This window comes from Cytobacillus sp. (assembly GCF_964223445.1).
Taxonomy (GTDB): Bacteria; Bacillota; Bacilli; order Bacillales; family Cytobacillaceae; genus Cytobacillus.
The window spans coordinates 33009-52700 of record NZ_CAXQGS010000104.1; the positions used below are offsets into that span (position 1 = coordinate 33009).

Consider the following 19692-nt stretch of genomic DNA (forward strand, 5'->3'; position numbering starts at 1 on the left):
ATATGAAAAAACCTATTAGATTAAGCATCCAGTGGCTTATTTTGAGTTTACTGGCTTTTGCTATGCTCGGCACCTTAGCCGGAAGTATCATTTCAAGTGCAGTGGTAAGCAAGAACAACCTGGAGAAAAATTATTTAATAGAGAATCAATATTATGCTCAAAAACTGGCAGCTACAACGGATTCTTTATTTGGAAATATGATTAAAAATCTGACGATGGAAGCAAAAAATGAGGATTATTTGACTGCAGATTCCCATGCAATCCATGAGGAGTTAGAATTTATTTTGCAGTCGACTACCTTTTTTAATTCTATATTTTTTGTGGACAAAACTGGTCGTATTGCAGCATCTGCACCTGATATGGCTTTAGAGGGGACTAAACTGAACAGTGTCGGTGCAAATGAAGCTCTGGAAAAGAAAGTTCCTTTAATATCAAAGCCATATGTAGGTGTGACCGGAAAATTAATAATGCTTATTTCTGTCCCTGTTTTTGATGATAATGGATCATATGGGGGATTTCTTGCCGGAACTATCTATTTACATGAAGAAAACAGTCTGATCAAGGTTCTGGGGCAGCATCCCAAGCATGAAAACGATTCATATGTGTATGTGGTTGATTCTGAAGGAAATATTATATATCACCCGGATAAAAATAGAATTAACGATAATGTGAAAGAAAACAAAGTTGTACAGCAAGTTTTAGAAGGAAAGAACGGAAATCAGGAAGTCACGAATACCAAAGGTATATCCATGTTTGCCGGATATGCCTCTGCTACCTCAACAAGTAAATGGGGAATTATATCCCAGACTCCTAAAAAGTCTGTGATGAAGCCAGCCATGGAAATGGCCAAGCAAGTTACCCTGATAGCCATTCCATTTATGATGTTTGTTTTTGTCCTGACCCTGATCATGATGAAAAAAATAGTGAACCCCATCAGGAATTTAGCTTCTTACGCAAAGCAGGTTACCACAGAACCATCGAGCCCTGCGCCCTACATTCCCGGCTGGTATTATGAGTTAAAGGAATTGAAGCGTGCTATATTAGTAGCTGTTGATTTTTATCAGACAAAACTGACTGATGCGGAGAGTGAATCGAATCTGGATCCGCTGACTGGCTTCTATAATCGCCGCTTTTTAGAAAAAAAGATTAATGATTTTGATATATACTCAATCATCTTATTTGATATTGACCATTTTAAAGCTGTAAACGACCAATTTGGGCATCAAGTTGGAGATGAAGTGTTGAAATTTCTGTCTGAATTGGTTAAGAAGGAAACGAGGGCAAGTGATTTGTGCTTCCGCATTGGCGGGGAAGAATTTTTAATTATCCTTCCCGAAACCGGTATTCACATTACCGAAATCGTTGCAGAACGGATAAGGAAAACAACTGAATGCACCACAAGCCCATCCGGAAACCCAATCACTGTATCGATGGGAATCGGCAGCTTTCCCGCTGCAGCCGGCAGCTTTTCGGAATTAATGAACAGAACTGACCAAGCGTTATATAAGGCAAAGCACGAGGGAAGAAACAGAGTGGTTATTGCAGGTGAAGACTAGTTCACGAGAAAATAAGAGGGCAAGCTTTGATGAATATCTCTCAAAGCTTGCCCTCCATTTATTTTACATCTCTAAATCCGTAAATGCATACGGCAATAAATCCTTTAATGTCAATTCTAAGATTTCTTTTTTCTCATTCGTTAAGTAAACTGGCATATCCGGCATACAGAACTCGGCTAACACTTGTCTGCAGATGCTGCATGGCGGAAGAAAATCTGCCGTATCGCCCGCTACAGCAATAGCTTGAAAATCACCTTTTTTGTAACCGTTCGCAATTGCAGTGAAAATAGCTGTTCTCTCGGCACAATTCGTTGCACCTAACGAAACATTTTCCACATTCACTCCATTAATGACAGTGCCGTCTTTTAGCAATAATGCTGCTCCAACCGGAAATTTGGAATAGGGAGCATAGGCTTTCTCCTTCATACTGCGTGCACTTTCCATCAATTGCTCTTTATTCATAGTTACCCATCCTTTTCAAAGAAGAATGAACTTTTCACAGTCCCCTTAGGCCAATGTAAAATTGGCAGGATTTTTATCATATATTTTTTTGAAATGTTTGTCAATATCATGTTGAAAGCCTCTGCAAATATTATCAGACCTGCCCTGACAGCTTTTTCACCTAAAGTTAACCACCTTAATGACATAACCCGCTTCCCTATTTGATATGTTATAGAAATGGATATTTAGTATTGGGGGAATAGAAAATGAAAAACATCATTTTGTTTGCTGACCCAGGGATTGATGATTCCATTGCCATCATATATGCCCTTCTTAATCCAAGCATAAATGTGCTAGCTATCGTATCGAGTTATGGGAACGTTACAAAAGAACAGGCAACAGATAACATCGCCTATTTGCTCAAACTGGCCGGCAGACCGGATATCCCTATTATCGGAGGAGCTAATAGCCCTTCATCAGGGGAAATTCCCAGGTTCTATCCTGAAATTCATGGAGAGGAGGGATTGGGCCCTATACGGCCTCCAGAGGATGCAAAAGGGGAACTGACCAATTTCTCGGAGCTCTACACCATTATAAGGGAGAACCAGGACGTAACTATAGTAGATGTGGGGAGAAATACCTCATTAGCTGCACTATTTATATTAGGGGAAAATATTTCAGACAACATTAAAGAATTTTTTATAATGGGTGGGGCTTTTCTGGTTCCTGGTAATGTAACACCCTCAGCAGAAGCCAATTTTTATGGTGACCCTATCTCTTCTCAGCTAGTATTGGCAAATTTAGATAACATCTATGTAGTTCCGCTTAACGTCACGAACAAAGCTATCATCACAATGGAGCATATTAAAATGATTCAGGAAATGACTGACAATCCAGTGATTCAAATTATGGATGAAGTGATGGAATATTATATAGAAGCCTATAAAAAACTTATTCCTGGAATTAACGGTGCTCCATTACATGATGTTGTAACTCTCTTCCTCATGGTCAACCCGGAAATGGGACGTTCTATTAGAAGAGATGTGAAAATACTAACAGCGGATGAAGGAAGAGGTACTTCCATTGCTGATTTCAGAGTCAGTTCCAAGCCTTCTGAAAAGAATAAAAATATTTTTCTGGATTTTAATTATCAGGGATTTATTGAAGATTTTATAAAAGTAATGAGTTCTTAAGCAGGGAAGCTGGATCATTTAACTTTCTGAATGAGCACCAAAAATCGGACTTGTTCGCTCGCAGCTCCCCCCTGTCTGAAGGAGCGCCAAGTCCGGACTCGTTCGCTCAGGTTTCTTCTCCTCTTGTCCGAATGAGCCTGCTCCTTTAGCCCCTAATTGAATTTCCCTCCCCCTTCTGTTTTTACCCGGTTTTTTTAAAGGTATAAAATTGTTGTTAACAGCGGTCCTGAATATATTTAATGGATTATTCACAAAATCTATAGGAAGACAAGCAGATTGGACTGAACAGCATGTGGAAAATTTACAAAATGGATATTAGAAGTATTTTTACTAATTGGGTTGCGGCAGTATTAATCGGAGGCTTGACGTTACTGCCTTCTTTATATGCCTGGTTTAACATCGAGGCTTCATGGGATCCCTATAGTCAAACGGATCAGCTTCCAGTAGGAATCGTGAATGAAGATGCCGGAGCAGTGGTTCGTGATAAGGAAATACATATTGGAGATGACATCGTCAAGGAATTAAAGAAGAACGATGATATGGACTGGCACTTTGATAACCGTAAAGACGCGATGGATAAGGTGGAATACGGCGACTATTTTGCTGTCATTGTGATTCCGGATAATTTCTCCCAGAAGCTGGGAACCGTCATTGAAGACCAGCCCGAAAAAGCGAAAATCGAGTATTATGTGAATGAAAAAGTCAATGCCATTGCACCTAAAATCACAGAAAAAGGTGCAGGCGGGATAGTCGATACGGTTACAAGCAATTTCATCTCAACCGTTAACGGCACTATTTTTGAGAAGTTTAATGAATTGGGTCTGGAGATTGAAAGAGACCTCCCGGATATAAAGCGGTTCGAAGAGTATGTTTTTCAGATAGAGGAAAAGCTTCCTGATATTCATTCCTTATTAAGCAGCTCCCTGTCTGATGCGGAAAATGCAAAAAAAATGATTGATAAGGCACAAGCACTCATTCCTGATGCCAAACGCGCAACAGGCAGCGGTCTGCAGACCATTAATGAAACGATGAAATTTATAAATGAGGCTGAGAATCGTCTGAATGCAATGGAACCCCAAATTCAGGAGAATCTGGAGAAGGTCAAGAATATGGCTGTAAAGGTGAACAATTTTATCTCTTCGGTTCTATCCTCTGATTTGAACCTGGACCAGGGAAAGGAAATTAGCAATCAAATCAAAGAGCAGATAGCGGGTTCACTTCAGAATATTGAGACTATCGGAACAGCACTAAAGCAGCTGCCCTCGTAGTGACAATAGGGAATATCTTAATTCTCGGAGTGGATGCAGCTGAACCAGTATGGTTTATCCTGTTTGGACTGATAAGCAGTTTAGTGTTTATATTAATTGTTTATACATTAGTATCTGTATTTGGCGATGTAGGAAAAGCCATGGCGATTGTCTTGCTGGTGCTTCAGATTGCGGGTGCTGGCGGAACCTATCCGACCGCCTTGCTTCCTGAATTTTTCCAAACCATCCACCCCTTCCTGCCCTTCTCTTATGCCATTGATTTAATGAGAGAAGCTGTTGGAGGCATTGTTTGGGAAAGAGTTTACAGAGACCTTCTGGTCCTGACGCTATTCGGTTTCATTGCACTATTAATTGGAACCTTCCTGAAAGAGCCATTAAGCAGAAAAACAAAAGCGCTGATTAAAAAATCAAAGGAATCGGGGTTGTTTCATTAGAGTCTAAAAGTTTTATTAACCCTCTTGACCTTTTCCAAAATGTGTAATAAAATCAGTAAAAATATTAATATGAGCTATGATAAGGATACGAATCTTTCTTTGTTTTCTTTCCAGAGATCAGGGCCATTTGGCTGCAAGCCCTGAAGAAAAGGGAATGACTTACCGCCTTGGAGCTATTATGGGGAAATGATCTATACCAGAGTATCCATAATCGGGGAATCCGTTATCTTTTTAAGCATAAAGCAGTCTTTCGGCATGCTTTATGGAATTAGGGTGGAACCACGGCCGCACTCGTCCCTTTTGCAGGGATGAGTGCGGCTTTTTATTTTAATTAAAACTATATAATTAGCGTTGATAAGGACATGAATCATTCTTTATTTTCTTTCCAGAGATCAGGGTCACCGGCTGCAAGCCCTGAAGAAAAGGGAATGATTTACCGCCTTGGAGCTATTATGGGGAAATGATCTATATCAGAGTATCCATAATCGGGGAATCCGTTATCTTTTTGAGCATAAAACAGTCTTTCGATTGCTTTATGGAATTAGGGTGGCACCACGACCACACTCGTCCCTATGTTTGGGAGGAGTGTGGTCTTTTTTTATAACTAAAAATCAGGAGGAATTGAAATGGAAGCAGAAAAAATAAATCATAGAAAGTTAGGTCAAGAGCTGGAGCTTTTCACATCCATGGAGGAAGCCCCAGGAATGCCTTTTTTCCTGCCAAATGGAATGGTGATGCGAAATGAACTTGAAAGTTATTGGAGACGAAAACACCAGCGGGCAGGCTATCAGGAAATTAAGACACCGATTATGATGAAACAGGAACTTTGGGAACAATCCGGCCATTGGGATCATTATCATGAAAATATGTATTTCTCAAATGTGGATGAGCAAAATTATGCGATAAAGCCCATGAACTGCCCGGGTGCGATATTGGTTTTCAATAGCAAACGGAGAAGCTACCGGGAATTGCCTCTCCGCTATGCGGAGCTGGGATTAGTCCACAGACACGAACTCTCAGGTTCTTTGAATGGACTGTTAAGAGTCCGGTCGTTCACTCAAGATGACGCCCATTTATTTGTGATGGCTGATCAGATTGAAGCCGAGATTGATAAAATACTTGTCCTAATTGATGAGTTCTACTCCCATTTCGGTTTTGACTATAAAGTTGAACTTTCAACACGCCCGGAGGAATACATGGGATCACAAGAAATGTGGGAACGTGCTGAAGGAGCTTTGGAATCTGTTTTGAAAAACAAAGGAGTAAACTATCAGATTAATCCTGGTGATGGGGCGTTTTACGGGCCGAAAATTGACTTCCATATATTGGAATTGCTCGGCAGAAGCTGGCAATGCGGTACTGTCCAGCTTGATTTTCAAATGCCGCAAAAGTTTAATTGTGCATATGTTGGTGAAGATAACAAACTTCACCTTCCCATTATGATTCACAGGGCAATCTTTGGTTCAGTTGAACGTTTCATGGCTATTCTAATTGAACATTTTGCAGGCGATTTCCCACTGTGGCTGTCACCCGTTCAAGCAAAGATCATTCCAATCTCTGACTCGCATGCTGAATATGCAGACTATGTGAAATCACAATTGGAAGAAGCAGGCATCCGTGCTGAAGCCGACTTTAGAACAGAGAAAATGGGACTCAAGATCAGGGAAGCCGCAAAACAGAAAGTTCCCTACATGCTGGTGATTGGTGATAAAGAAATGGAGCAGCAATCCCTGTCACTGAGAAAACGTAAAGAGGGAAATATCTGTGTGATGAGCATTGAGGAAGTAATTGAGCGGTTTATTAATGAAACAAACGGCGGCAGATAAATCTTTCAAGCTCAGAAGGAATTTATTCCTTTTGGGCTTTCCTCTTTTACAAATAATCTATCTCTCCGAATTTTCTTCAGTTAACAATATCTTAATTTTCAAAATAATGTTATTATTTAAATGTAATAATTTTACACTTGGGGGGATTATTTTGAAAACCACTGCAATTGAGAAAGCCATTATTAATGAGACAACAATCAATTCACCACTCAATCTGGTATGGCTCGCTTGGACAATCTCTGATAGGGTATCTGAATGGTTTGCACCTGAAGCGAAAGTAGAAGCTAAGGAAGGCGGAACTTATGAGCTTTATTTTATTCCCGGAAATAGTACGGGCATGAATACGAAGGGATGTAAAATCACTAAGCTTACTACTGAAAATGAGCTTGAGTTCACATGGAAAGGCCCAGACCAATTTGAGGATTTAATGAATAATGAGGATGAATTAACAACTGTTCATGTCAGTTTTCAGGCAATCAATGAAAATTCAGCAAAGGTGATAGTTGAACATAGGGGATTTAAAGGTCACGATGATTGGATTGAAGCAATTAATTGGCATCAAATGGCCTGGTCAGGTGTACTGGACAGTTTAAAATCAGCTCTTGAAAAGGGCGAAGGAAACCTCTGCTGCCAGACTTGAAAGCAAATACCTGCGGACACTCTTTTTTAAAACCGTAGTCAATTTTCTTCCAATTAATCCCTCTTCGGTATCTTTACTTACATATGTATGTTACAATGAAAGGTGAATCAAACCCTTAGGGTCAACTTGACTTTTCTTAGTCACCCCTTCGAAAGGGGGATAAAATTGGAGAAAATAAGCGTATTCCTGGATGATTATCGGAAAGCGCCTGATGGTCATGTATTAGTTGAGACCATTGATGAGTGTATCCATTTGCTTCAGACCTTTGAAATTGACCACTTGTCTTTAGACCATGATTTAGTAAGTAAATCGAGAAATGGTCTTATGCTTGTTCATTTAATGGTTCAAAAACAGTTATTTGCGGATCGCATAACTGTTCACTCTGCCAATTCCGCAGGCGGGAAAGCTATGTATCATTATTTAAAACAAGCACAGCAGGATTTTGAAATGCCCACTGATATTAAAGTAATCTTAAGGCCACTGCCCCTAAATTCCATTCCGCCGAATTACCTGCACAAATATTAGAGTTCCATCGACTAACACTTATTCCCACCACTTGGTCACAGTCAATTTTTTATCGATGGGGAGCAGAGTTTATTAACTGCTTTCTTTTTTTATATTTTCCTGTTTAACCAGCTGCGTGAAAGTAAAACCGCCTGGAATTGAAAGCGGATTTTTGAGTTTCCATTATTTTTTCAGATCCCTCCTTTACTATTGAATAAAGACGATTATTCTAACCAATTCTAAGACAATGGAGGGAATAAGATGGAGCAGCCAGATTTCGCTTTAACTCAAGGCTGGTGGTATCCTGCCATTCTTGGTTTGGTTCTAATTTCGATTGTGATTTTCATGTCAAAGAAAAGAATATGCTGGAAGGAAATATACATAATCTTTGGTCTAATCGGTTATATCGTATGGATGGTTGATATCACAATAGCCGTTCCATTAGATCTTTTTGACATCGGTGACCCGCAAAAAGAAGGACTGCCTGAGCTTTTACTTTTTGGTATCATCCCCTCTTGTTTATCAGTCATCTATTTGAACTTTTACAAAAACGAAAGCAAATGGTTCTGGGTTATTTTATTTGTCATCTTATCTCTCATCCTGGAGTGGCTCACCGTTAAGGTAGGATTAATGAAACGCTGGAATACTTGGTGGTCAACCCCTGTACACTTCATTGCTTATGCCTTTTTCCTGCCGTGGCTTTTAAAATTTATAAGAAGTTCTGAAACTTATCAAAAATAAATCCGCTCCTCCAAATACGAGGAACGGATTTTTCTTTAAGATCAGCTTTACTCTTATTCGTTCAAGTATGCCCAGGCATATTGTGCATATAGCTCTGCACCTGTCGATAAGGCGTCTTCGTCAATATTGAATTTGCCATGGTGGTGAGCCCACTCTGTGTCTTTTTCAGGATTGCCGCTGCCAATGAGGGCGAAGCTGCCAGGTGCTTTGTCCAGGAAGAAACTGAAATCTTCAGCCCCCATTGTGGGCTTTTCATTAAATAGAACATTTTCTCCAAAAGCTTCAGATGCAACTTCTTGTACTAATTGTGCACTGTATTCATCATTGATTACCGCTTGCGACCCCCGGACGTACTCCACCTCTGCTTTTGCACCGTAGATAGCTGCCGTGTTTTCAGCATAGTGCTGAAGCTGCTTTTCTATATAGTCCCTTGTTTCAGGATTGAAACAGCGGACTGTTCCCTCAATAACGGCATTTTCAGCGATGATGTTGAACCTTGTGCCGACCACCATTTTTCCGATGGTGAGGACGGAAGGATGCTGGGCATCAATGGTTCTGGACACAACACTCTGCACATTCATGACAAAGGAAGATGCCACTATAGCGGCATCAATGCAATCATGCGGCATCGCCCCATGCCCGCCTTTCCCTTTGAATGTCACCTTGAATATATCAGCTGATGCGAAGGATGGCCCGGGTGTACAGGAGACTTTATGTGTCGGCATTTGCGACCAGATGTGGATGCCAAAGACATTGTCCACGCCTTCCATCGCTCCCTGTTCCACCATCATCTTTGCCCCTTCCGCTACCTCTTCAGCTGGCTGGAACAAAAGCCGGACAGTTCCCGGCAATTCTTCTTTTATCTCATTTAATGCCTTGGCGGCAATCAGCAGCATGGCGGTATGGGCATCATGCCCGCATGCATGCATTTTGCCAGTTTCCAGAGATGCATAAGGAAGATTCTTATTCAATTCCTCCACCTGCAGCGCATCCATGTCTCCCCTTAAAGCTACCGTCTTTCCAGGCTTCACGCCTGCTATTTCAGCAATGACACCAGTTGGTTCCGTTCTTTTAAAGGGGATGTCCAGACCATTAAGATACTCACATATAAATTGCGTGGTTTTGTATTCCTCCCATGACACCTCTGGTTCACGATGCAATTTTCTGCGCAGTTCCGTTAATTCATCACTATATGCCCCAATCAATTCTTTTAGACCGTTATGAATCATTGCTTATTCCGCCTCCGTTAGCTCTATTGCTGCCTCAAACAGGATTTGGACAGCTTCGGCAATATGCCGGGAATCAGACCATTCTTCCGGACAATGGCTCAAACCGTTCTTACTTGGAATAAACAGCATCCCAGTACTTGTGTAATCAGCGAAAACCATTGCATCGTGCCCGGCGCCGCTATTCATGGGGTATGAAGTGAAACCAAGTTCACTGCTTTTCTCCTTTAACAGGGTGACAATCTCTTTATTCATCTCTTTTGGCTGAATATATAAAAGCTGTTCGACAGTTATTTCTACTCCGCTATCACAATAGGAATCTGCTAATTCTTTCACTTTTTGAACGACATTCTGGACATGTTCCTCCTTGCCGGAGCGAATATCTACAGAAAAGACCGTTTGATCCGGAATCACATTGGCTCCGTTTGGATATACCTGCAATTGCCCGGTTGTCACTACGGTCCCTTCTCCTTCAGCCGCAGCCAGCCCGGGAAATTGAGTTATCATCCCGGCAGCCGCAACCAGCGCGTCAGACCGCCTGTCCATTGGAGTGGTCCCTGCGTGACCGGCCTGCCCTTTTACAGTTACTTCCAATTGCGTTAAGCCGACAATCGCTTCGACTACCCCGATTGGGATATTCTTTTCTTCTAATATAGGGCCCTGTTCAATGTGCAATTCCAGATAAGCCTTTACTGACTCCTGGCTTCTTGCTTTCGGAAGAGAAGGATCTAGCCCGATTTTCTCCATGGCTTCAACGGTCGTAATGCCACCTTTATCCTTCAAAGATTTGAAGTCTTCCTCACTCAGCAAACCGGCCATTCCGCGTGACCCCATTAAGCCGCCGCCGAATCTGGAGCCTTCCTCTTCGATAAGGGCTATAACCTCCAACGGATATTTTGGCGTTAATCCAATCTCAGTCAAAAGTGCAGCCACTTCAAGACCTGCTACAACTCCTGCAGGTCCATCATAGGATCCCCCATTCGGGACTGAATCAAAGTGAGAGCCGATCAGAACACTTGGTGCATCTTTTAGGGACCCCTCAAGCTTACCAAAGATATTGCCCAATCCATCTTCCCGGACAGTCAAGCCCGCTTTCTCCATTTCCGCCTTAATATACTGCCGTGCAAGCAGATCCTCCTGGCTATACGTCAGCCTGGTTGTTCCTCTGCCTGGAGTCGCTGTAAAAGTGCTTAAGGTGTCAATATGATTTTCGATCCGCGCCTGTACTTTTTCCAGATTCACATTTTTCCCTGTTTGAACTTCACTCATTTCGATCCAATCCCTTTCTTATAATAGTCCGACAAAAATTCCGGCCAATACCACCGACACAATGGTAACGGTGATGAATCCCCCGACAAGCATAGGCGGCAGCATATTGCTCGTCAGCATTTCCCTCTCTTTTTCATCTTCCGTTAAAGATTTAATTACTTCGTTCGTAATAATATAGTCAGCCGGGAAACCATATAGTGCTGTCAGCGAAACAGCGAAGGCCATTTCCTTGCTCACCTTTAAAATTTTCCCTGCGATGAATGAGAAGATATACATTCCCATTACGCCTAGAATAATGCTTCCTGCCAGCGGATAAATAATCTCAAGCATCATCCCTGGTGTAGCCTGCTTTAACCCGTCAAAAATAAAGAGCATCAGGGCCATGATCGCAAAGCCAAAGCCGTTTGCTTTCTGCAGTACCTGCTTTTCAAGGAAGCCAATACTTGTAGCAATAACCCCGAACAATAGGCAAAGGACAAATGGACTGACACTGGCAACTGGAGCAAGCAGTGTCGATGTCAGATAAGCAAGGTAGGATACAACAGCCAATCTTAAAAATTTGAAGAAATCTGTATTATATTTCTCCGGCATATTTTTAAAAAGCTTAAGCTCAGGTTTTGGAACTGCCTCTGCTGCTGCAGCCGTTTCTTCAGCTGCCATGCCCTGTGCCTTAAAAGCAAGCTTTCCGCTTCGGTACTGCTGTAAAAGCCGCTTTCCTTCTTTTTTCAGGACAACGGAAGTAAGCGGATATCCCGCAAATCCCTGCATAACATAAATCACGATCGCAAAGACCGATAAAGAAGCAAGGCCCGCCTCTTTCGCTCCTTCCGACATGATCAGGGCAGATACCACACCGCCAACTAAAGGAGGGATGGCTACAACTACTGTCTTAAAACCAAAAATAAATGTTCCGATTCCTAATAACACTGCGATAATTCCCAAAATCCCTGATAAAGCAATCACAATCGTCTTCCACTGATTTTTCAATTCCTGAATCGATAGCAATGTTCCCATATTGGTAATCAATAAGTACATCATCATCGTAGCCACAACCGGCGGAACCCCTGCCAATGCTACGATATCCTGAGGAAAGAATGTCCAATAACCTGCAAGGAACAGTACGGCACAGACGAAAATGGATGGCACCCACGCCTTTGTGCGAACCGCAACCAGATCTCCAATAAATAAAATAAGTAATAGAATAACCAAAGCTAATAACTGTGACATAATTCCCATCCCCTTCTCTAAGATGAATACCTATTCATTCGTGTTGCGAAAAATATATATATTGTTAGAATAATAATACAATTATACTTTTCAGTCAATTTAAATTATTGAAAATTTTGTGTAAGCGATGTCATTCCAGTTTTTGTATGACGCTTGTTTTTTATTTAGTTTGGTAAAATAATATTATTATTTTAAAAATCAAATAGAACATGAGAGTAAATAAAAACCCGTCATATGACGGGTTTCCTGGATTACTATTTAATTAATACATCCCTAATGTTATTCCATTCATATATAAGAAGATTCAATTCAGCACCTCCAATAGTAATCTTTTTTGCTTTATTTAATTCTGCACCATAATACTCATAGAAATAGCAGGTTTTATTGTCTTCTAATACCTCCACAAAAATCCTATTGAAGCCAAGTTCTTCAAATTGCAGAAAAACCTTCCTTAAGAGCCTCTTGCCAACTCCCTTACCCTGATATTCCTCTAGGAGATAAATCGCAGTTAAATCACCAGACTCGGTAATATGATTACTATCTCTCTTGCCGCAATCAGCAAATCCGATGATTTCACCATCGCTATTTTCTGCGACAAACACATAATTTCCCTCTTTTATAATATTCTCATTCCATAATTCCATACGCCTGTCATATGATAGCTTCTCCAAAAAATGCATCAGGAATAATATTTCTATAGGTTGATCTCCAGCTATCAACATGTACTTTCGCAATACCCTTTGAATCATCTAAAACGGCTTTTCTTATGTTCATTATCTTCACCTCTGAAAAAGGATAACGTTTATATTCCATAGAAATACAAATAATCCCTCTCCTTATTCAGCAAATAAATTCCAGATAAAAAAAAGGAGCGGCAGCTGCTCCTTTTCCTGATATTAGTTTCTAGGATCAACATAATCCGGATAATCAGTAATGATGGCGTCAACTTCCATTTCGAACAGGAAGTCGGCAGTTTCCTGGCTGCGCACTGTCCATGACCCAATTTGCATGCCAAGAGAGTGAACCTGATTTACTAATTCTTCGGTGACAATTCCATAGCTTGGATTGAACCAATCTGCGTAAGCTGAAAATTCCTGTAAAGCTTCCGCTGTAGTATCGGCACGGTTAGAGGTCAATACACCAATGGGGACTTTAGGAAGAAGCTGATCCATTGTTTTCATAGAGTCGAAGTTAAAAGACTGGATAATGATTTTTTCATTTTGCGGCTTATCAAGATTTCGTTCTTTTAATGCATCTGCCACTTGTTCTTCAATGCCGGGATAAAGCTCTGGAGCCTTCAATTCTATTAATATTCCAACCTTACCATGGTAGCGATCCAGAATCTCTTCAAATGTCGGGATCGGTTCCCCCGCAAATTGTTCCCCTTTCCAGCTGCCGGCATCAAGACTTTTTAAATAGTCAAACGTTAAATCCCCCACTTTTCCTGTTCCATCTGTTGTACGATCCACAGTTGTATCGTGGATTACCACTAATTCACCATCTTTGCTTCTTTGAACATCAATTTCGATATAATCGGCTTTCATATTAACGGCCAGATCAAAGCCGGCTACCGTATTCTCCGGTGCATACCCTGTGGCACCGCGGTGCGCTATATTTTCCACTTGTTTCCTTTCCCCTGTTGCCGGTCCTGCTGCGAACGCCTGGCTGATTGGGCTGAATAGCAGTGAAAAAGCCAACCCTGTACCGATTATTAATTTTTTGTTCATGCTCTCCATCTCCTATCTAAAATATGTATTCAACCATATTCTAGAAAAGGAATGTTTAAGGGGTGTGTGATTATTTTTATGGCTAAATAAAGATCATGTTAACAAAAACCAGCCTTTATTCTTATGTTTTTTTACAAAACGGCTATTTGAAACTGAATAAAAATACCCTATCACATTTTTCGGCGGGGGGGGGGAATCTTCCCAGCTGGTAAATGTTTTAATCCAAAGCCTTTATTGTCATCTCCGCTGCCTCTGCAATCAGAGCGTTATCATATTCGGCATCTTTTGAATCCCGGCTGGACAGGATCGTCATGATAATCGGCTCTCTGTTCGGCGGCCACACAATCGCAATGTCATTACGTGTTCCGAAGCCTGCTGCACCGCTCTTATCAGCTACCTCCCAGCCGCTTGGCACACCAGCACGGATTAATGGATCCCCAGTAACGTTACCCCTCATCCAATCGGTTAAAATGTTCCGCTTTTCTTCAGTCAGAAAATCGCCAATTAAAACTTTCTGAAGGCTTGCTGCAAGTGCTTCAGGTGTACTTGTATCCCGGATGTCCCCTGGCTCTGCCTCATTCAGATCCGTCTCGAAGCGCTCAGGCTTTGTGACAGTATCTCCCATTTCCTTTAAAGCTGCTTCGAATCCTTCAGGCCCTCCTAATTCCTCTAAAATTAAGTTGCCTGCTGTATTGTCACTATAGCGGATTGCTGCTTCACAGAGTTCCCTTAAAGTCATGCCAGTCTTTACATGCTTTTCTGTAACCGGAGAATATGTAACCAGGTCATCACTTGTGTATGTAATGATTTCATCCATTTCCTCCAGTGATTTTTTCTCCAGCAATATTGCAGCTGCTATCGGCTTGAATGTAGATGCGTAAGCAAACCTTTCATCAGACCTGTAAGTAATTGTCTTTTTCGTTCCTGTGTCATATGCATACACTCCAAGCCGTGCGTCATACTCCTTCTCCAGCTGTTTAAATTTTTGGTTTGTATTTACAGAAGCTTTTTTGGAGTTTTCTGCCGCACTGACATCTGATTGATAATTGCCATTTGCACAGCCAGTCAGGGCAAGAAGCAGAACCAAACTGACCAGCCAGACTGCTTTTAACCTATTCTTACTAAAAATAGAATGATATTGTTTCCTCATGTTTATTACCTCTCTCCATAATAATTTTAAGATTTTTACTTTTAAACAACATATATAGACTACAATCGTAATACAATACTACATTTGTAATCTTATTTTGTCAACCTTTAGAAAACCATGATATTATGGTGTTTCACAAGATCACATGATTTTATAAAGTAAAAATAGAATGCTAGCAGGATTGGTTTTCATTTTATCCAGGGAATTAAAACTAGATGTAAAATTTTAGAAGGAAGGTCTGAGGATGATAACAAGCTCACAGTTCTTATCTGTTTTTTTGGAATGTCTGCTGGTGTCTTCTTTTACAATCGGAGTCATTCTTCTATTAAAAAGACTTTTAAAGAAACATTTAACAGCCCAAGCTCACTATAATCTTTGGTTTCTAGTATTGCTTGCTCTGCCACTGCCTCTTATTCCATTACAATTCATGCCATTTGCGGATTCATTATCCTTTTGGAATAGCAATAGCAGCCTTCAACCCCAAACTGCGCCATCTGCAGAGGTTCCATTAAGGCAAAATAATTGGATGGAGGACATAACCGTCTCGGTAGAACGCTATGATTTAACATTATTAAATAATGCTTTATTCTTTATTTGGATTTCCGGAGTGGCTATTTTAACTGTATTTACGCTGCTCGCAATGCTTAAGATCAGTAAAATAAAGAAACACACAAACAACCTGAGAAATAACGGGCTTTTATCATTATTCGAGGACTGCAAACACAAACTGAAGATTACTGGATGTATTATTGTCGGAGAGTCATCTCTCGTTAAAACCCCAATGACGTTTGGCCTTTTAAAGACTTATGTGGTGCTTCCCCGCCATTTTGGCGAGTGGCTTTCTGAAAAGGATATAGAATTTATCTTTTTACATGAACTGAGCCACTATAAAAATAAAGATTTTGCAGTCAATTATTTTATGGTGATTCTTCAAGTTTTATATTGGTTTAATCCTCTAGTTTGGCTTGCTATTAGGAGAATGAGGCTGGATCGCGAAATCGCCTGTGATGCTAAGGTTTTAAATTCTTTGGATGAGAAGGCTTATATGGAGTATGGAAACAGCATTATTCATTTTGCCCATAAAGCCTCAAGGGCAGTGACTGTCGATTTGGCAAACCATTTAAACGGGTCAAAGAAACAGATCAAAACGAGAATCGAAAAAATTGCCTGTTTTAAACCGGAATCAAAACTGCTGAGATGGAAAAGTGCGGCAGTACTCCTTTTTGCGGGGATATTTATTGCAGGCCAAGCTCCATTTATCTCTGTAATGGCTCATGAAAATAGCAGCTATAATTTTAAGGATGATAACATTATTTATGAGGATTTAGGCAATTATTTTGCAGGGTTTGATGGAAGCTTTGTGTTGTATGATAAAGAAGCAGACCAATATCTTATTCATAATCCGAATAAAAGCACATTAAGGGTTTCACCAAATTCCACTTATAAGATTTATAGTGCTCTGCTTGGTTTAGAATCAGGCACCATAACGGTTGAAAACTCGTCGGCCAAATGGAACGGACTTCAGTATCCTATTGATTCCTGGAATGCGGATCAGGATTTAACTTCTGCAATAAGAAATTCCGTTACATGGTATTTTCAGTCATTAGACCAGCAGGTGCAGCCCGGTAGGATTCAAACTTTTTTAGACCGAATCAGGTACGGGAATCGTGATCTATCCGGTGGGATTGAGGAATATTGGCTGGAATCTTCCCTTAAAATTTCTCCAGTGGAACAAGTTCAGCTGCTTAAAAAATTTTATGCAAATCAATTTGGATTTAAAGAAAAGAATATCCAAACAGTGAAGGATTCCATTAAACTAGAGAGAAAAGAGGGAGCCCTCCTTTCAGGGAAAACAGGTACAGGCACTGTAAATGGAAAAAACATCAATGGATGGTTCATTGGATATGTTGAGTCAGGGCAGGACACATACTTTTTTGCTACAAATATACAGAATGAAGATGACTCTAATGGAAGTAAAGCAGCTGAAATTACATTATCCATTTTGAAGCAGAAAGGCATTTATTAATTGGTTCATCTCACTAAAGAAGGAGGGCGCTAATATGACTGATAGGATTCCCAGCATCTCAGAATCCGAGTGGGAAGTCATGACAGTTCTTTGGCACGGCGCACCCAAAACGGCTAATGAAGTCATTCTATCCTTACAAGAGAGTACAGACTGGAAGCCCAAAACAATCCGTACTCTTCTGGATAGGCTTGTCCATAAGAATGTAGTCGGCGTAAATAAAAACCAGAAAATCTATACCTTTTTCCCGCTCTATTCACAGGATGAATGCCAGCGGGCTGAAGCTCAATCCTTTATCAAGCGAATCTATGGCGGAACGGTGAAATCCATGCTAGTCCAATTCATCCAGGAAGACTCCCTGTCTGATGAGGACATTAACGAACTGCGGACAATTGTGGCAAAAAAACAAAAGAAGGATGAATAACCTATTGGCGATCCCCCTAAATCGTGGAGGGGGTTCGCCTCCTTCTTTTTTATAAAGCCAAATAAATGTCAGTTTCATTTTCAGGAAGTTTTCCAAGCGGCTGACACTATAACCCGTCACACTGGAGAGGTTTATCCTTTTCCCCCTCAGCAAAATCACAGCCTTCAGCAACTGATTCAAGTCCGTATTCTGTATTGCTTATCTCATATAAATCCTGAGCATTTTTTTGGATATCCTCGAGCGGCTTTTCTTTCTTTTCTCTCATGTCTTTCCTCCAATGTTTTATTTAAAAGTTTTATCTTAGGTGAGCAATATTATTCGTGTTAGGGAGATTCACATTGCAATAGCTTCTAATGAGCTATTCCCCCTCATATTCATGCAAGAAGCCACTGTAGTTAAGAATAACGGAAGCTTGAAAAATAAAGTCAGATTCCCTGCACTGAAACATAAAAAAGGCCAAATCTACAATGGGTGAAATGGCTTTTCATTTTATGGATGCTGAGGAGAATTAAAGCTCAATTTGTTTAATTATCTTAGCTGGATTTCCGCCAACTACTACATTATCAGGCAAATCTTTCGTAACAACCGCACCTGATGCGATCACAACATTGTTCCCAATTGTTAAACCTGGATTAATTACGGCACTTCCGCCAATCCATACATTATTTCCAAACAGGATCGGCTTAGCATATTCTCTGCCTGAATTGCGTTCAGCAGCATGAAGCGGGTGTGTTGCCGTATAAATTTGTACTCCGGGTGCAAGCATGCAATTATCTCCAAAACGCACTTCACAGACATCTAAGATGGTGCAGTCGAAGTTCGCAAAAAAGTTTTCTCCTACATGCGTATTATAGCCATAATCAAATCTGATATTTGGCTCCATATATACGTTTTTTCCAGTTGAACCGAGCATTTCCTTTAATAATTTTGTCCTTTTCTCTCCTTCAGTCTCCAGAGTTTGATTATAAATTCTGACCTTTCGTCTTGCTTCTTCACGTTCCTTTAATAATATCGGATCGGCAGGATCATACATTTCTCCAGCCAGCATTTTCTCTTTTTCTGTTTTCAATTTAAATTCCTTCTTTCAACGTTATCTAATTGTGTGAAAGGGTTGCATCTGCTGAGCTTTTAATCTCTTTCTTATTCAGCAGGCGATTCAGTTTTTCAGAGCTTAAGAACATTGCTGCAGCAAGAAGAACAATACATATCGGAAAAATCCCAATTGTTGAATGAGAGGCAATGAAGCCTAGAACAGGCGGCATAAAGGTACTGCCTGTATACGCAACAGCCATTTGATATCCCATGATAGTCTGGGAATGCTTCTTCCCAAAACGCGCTGGCGTTTCGTGCAGCATACACGGAAAGATCGGGGCCAATCCTAATCCAACCAAAATAAACCCTGCAAGCGCGAAATCGGATGGCAATGGCAGGCAAAGAATGATGGCACCAGCAAGTGCAAGAATTTGCCCCATCCGAATAAGAGTACGATTATTCACTTTAAACGTAATGAAGCCAGTAATAAATCTGCCAATTGTAATGCCTGCGAAATAAAAGGAAACCCATTGGGCAGCAATCGCTGCCGGCAGATCCTTCACACTTACCAGAAAGCTGCTTCCCCAAAGTCCCATGGTGGCTTCAGCACTGCAATAAAACAAGAAAGAAATTAAAGCTAATTTAACTCCTTTGATTTGGAGCGGTTTTACATTTTCGGCATGATCCAATCTCGCTTCTGATTCTTCCGCCTCTTCACTTAGAGCTTTATTATTATTCTTTCCTTTATTCCATAAAGGAAAAGTCAGCAAAAGGATGATTGCCAGCACAAATTGTATTCCAGCAATGGCAAAATACCCATTGCTCCAGGAGTTTCCCCCTGCAATATACTGGGCCATGATGATTGGGCCAATAGTGGCTCCGACTCCCCAGAAACTGTGCAGCCAGCTCATGTGATGTGCTTTGTAATGTGCAGCAACATAGTCGTTTAATCCTGCATCAATTGCACCTGCCCCCAATCCGAGCGGTACGACTTTCTTATTTGTCGAGCGT

The 19692-nt window shown here is 40.9% G+C and carries 19 protein-coding genes and 1 pseudogene; 10 read left to right on the top strand and 10 right to left on the bottom strand.

Annotation, left to right across the window (positions count from 1 at the left end):
• Window positions 1–2 precede the first annotated feature (2 nt).
• Window positions 3–1556, top strand: coding sequence for a diguanylate cyclase (locus ACEQ1T_RS18750; protein WP_370224193.1), 1554 nt, complete (start codon window positions 3–5; stop codon window positions 1554–1556).
• A gap of 63 nt (window positions 1557–1619) precedes the next feature.
• Here ACEQ1T_RS18750 and ACEQ1T_RS18755 read toward each other — a convergent pair whose 3' ends face one another.
• Window positions 1620–2018 (bottom strand): cytidine deaminase, encoded by a 399-nt coding sequence (locus ACEQ1T_RS18755; protein WP_206845013.1) that lies wholly within the window; start codon window positions 2016–2018, stop codon window positions 1620–1622.
• Between the two features lie 245 nt (window positions 2019–2263).
• Here ACEQ1T_RS18755 and ACEQ1T_RS18760 point away from each other — a divergent pair, with 245 nt between their 5' ends.
• The 7 genes from ACEQ1T_RS18760 (at window position 2264) to ACEQ1T_RS18790 (ending at window position 8603) form a co-directional block, all read left to right on the top strand.
• A complete protein-coding gene (locus tag ACEQ1T_RS18760) occupies window positions 2264–3190 on the top strand; it encodes a nucleoside hydrolase (RefSeq protein ID WP_206845017.1) in 927 nt (308 codons plus the stop codon).
• Between the two features lie 290 nt (window positions 3191–3480).
• On the top strand, window positions 3481–4458 hold the full coding sequence (locus ACEQ1T_RS18765; protein WP_370224195.1) for a YhgE/Pip domain-containing protein: 978 nt from the start codon (window positions 3481–3483) through the stop codon (window positions 4456–4458).
• Complete coding sequence (locus ACEQ1T_RS18770) at window positions 4458–4892, top strand: YhgE/Pip family protein (RefSeq protein ID WP_370224197.1); 435 nt, start codon at window positions 4458–4460, stop codon at window positions 4890–4892. Before ACEQ1T_RS18765 ends, ACEQ1T_RS18770 begins: the two co-directional genes overlap by 1 nt.
• A 626-nt stretch (window positions 4893–5518) precedes the next feature.
• A complete protein-coding gene (gene thrS / locus ACEQ1T_RS18775) occupies window positions 5519–6718 on the top strand; it encodes a threonine--tRNA ligase (RefSeq protein ID WP_370224199.1) in 1200 nt (399 codons plus the stop codon).
• A 151-nt stretch (window positions 6719–6869) separates the two neighbouring features.
• The gene (locus ACEQ1T_RS18780; protein WP_370224201.1) at window positions 6870–7358 is read left to right on the top strand and encodes an SRPBCC domain-containing protein; all 489 of its coding nucleotides are present in this window, start codon (window positions 6870–6872) and stop codon (window positions 7356–7358) included.
• A gap of 165 nt (window positions 7359–7523) precedes the next feature.
• On the top strand, window positions 7524–7883 hold the full coding sequence (locus ACEQ1T_RS18785) for a cyclic-phosphate processing receiver domain-containing protein (protein WP_370224203.1): 360 nt from the start codon (window positions 7524–7526) through the stop codon (window positions 7881–7883).
• 240 nt (window positions 7884–8123) lie between these two features.
• The gene (locus tag ACEQ1T_RS18790) at window positions 8124–8603 is read left to right on the top strand and encodes a hypothetical protein (RefSeq protein ID WP_370224205.1); all 480 of its coding nucleotides are present in this window, start codon (window positions 8124–8126) and stop codon (window positions 8601–8603) included.
• A gap of 53 nt (window positions 8604–8656) precedes the next feature.
• Here the strand turns inward: ACEQ1T_RS18790 and ACEQ1T_RS18795 are convergent, their stop codons facing one another.
• The 6 genes and pseudogenes from ACEQ1T_RS18795 to bla form a co-directional block, all read right to left on the bottom strand.
• Window positions 8657–9829 (bottom strand): M20 family metallopeptidase, encoded by a 1173-nt coding sequence (locus tag ACEQ1T_RS18795; protein ID WP_370224234.1) that lies wholly within the window; start codon window positions 9827–9829, stop codon window positions 8657–8659.
• 6 nt (window positions 9830–9835) lie between these two features.
• A complete protein-coding gene (locus ACEQ1T_RS18800; RefSeq protein WP_370224207.1) occupies window positions 9836–11098 on the bottom strand; it encodes a Zn-dependent hydrolase in 1263 nt (420 codons plus the stop codon).
• Window positions 11099–11116: 18 nt separating this feature from the next.
• A complete protein-coding gene (locus ACEQ1T_RS18805) occupies window positions 11117–12325 on the bottom strand; it encodes a hypothetical protein (protein WP_370224208.1) in 1209 nt (402 codons plus the stop codon).
• 254 nt (window positions 12326–12579) lie between these two features.
• Window positions 12580–13099, bottom strand: a pseudogene (locus tag ACEQ1T_RS18810) (N-acetyltransferase family protein).
• A gap of 122 nt (window positions 13100–13221) precedes the next feature.
• Complete coding sequence (locus tag ACEQ1T_RS18815; RefSeq protein WP_370224211.1) at window positions 13222–14052, bottom strand: glycerophosphodiester phosphodiesterase; 831 nt, start codon at window positions 14050–14052, stop codon at window positions 13222–13224.
• Window positions 14053–14269: 217 nt separating this feature from the next.
• Window positions 14270–15202 (bottom strand): class A beta-lactamase, encoded by a 933-nt coding sequence (gene bla / locus ACEQ1T_RS18820; RefSeq protein ID WP_370224214.1) that lies wholly within the window; start codon window positions 15200–15202, stop codon window positions 14270–14272.
• 244 nt (window positions 15203–15446) lie between these two features.
• On the opposite strand from bla, the gene ACEQ1T_RS18825 reads away from it, so the two are divergent.
• Together ACEQ1T_RS18825 and blaI are read left to right on the top strand one after the other, a co-directional pair.
• Window positions 15447–17228 (top strand): BlaR1 family beta-lactam sensor/signal transducer, encoded by a 1782-nt coding sequence (locus tag ACEQ1T_RS18825; protein ID WP_370224216.1) that lies wholly within the window; start codon window positions 15447–15449, stop codon window positions 17226–17228.
• A gap of 34 nt (window positions 17229–17262) precedes the next feature.
• Window positions 17263–17649, top strand: coding sequence for a penicillinase repressor BlaI (gene blaI / locus ACEQ1T_RS18830; protein WP_370224219.1), 387 nt, complete (start codon window positions 17263–17265; stop codon window positions 17647–17649).
• A gap of 106 nt (window positions 17650–17755) precedes the next feature.
• Here the strand turns inward: blaI and ACEQ1T_RS18835 are convergent, their stop codons facing one another.
• The 3 genes from ACEQ1T_RS18835 to ACEQ1T_RS18845 all read right to left on the bottom strand — a co-directional run.
• The gene (locus tag ACEQ1T_RS18835) at window positions 17756–17914 is read right to left on the bottom strand and encodes a hypothetical protein (RefSeq protein WP_206845043.1); all 159 of its coding nucleotides are present in this window, start codon (window positions 17912–17914) and stop codon (window positions 17756–17758) included.
• A gap of 243 nt (window positions 17915–18157) precedes the next feature.
• A complete protein-coding gene (locus tag ACEQ1T_RS18840) occupies window positions 18158–18718 on the bottom strand; it encodes a sugar O-acetyltransferase (protein ID WP_370224221.1) in 561 nt (186 codons plus the stop codon).
• Between the two features lie 25 nt (window positions 18719–18743).
• A partial coding sequence (locus ACEQ1T_RS18845) for a sugar MFS transporter (protein ID WP_370224224.1) occupies window positions 18744–19692 on the bottom strand: 949 nt, incomplete at its 5' end.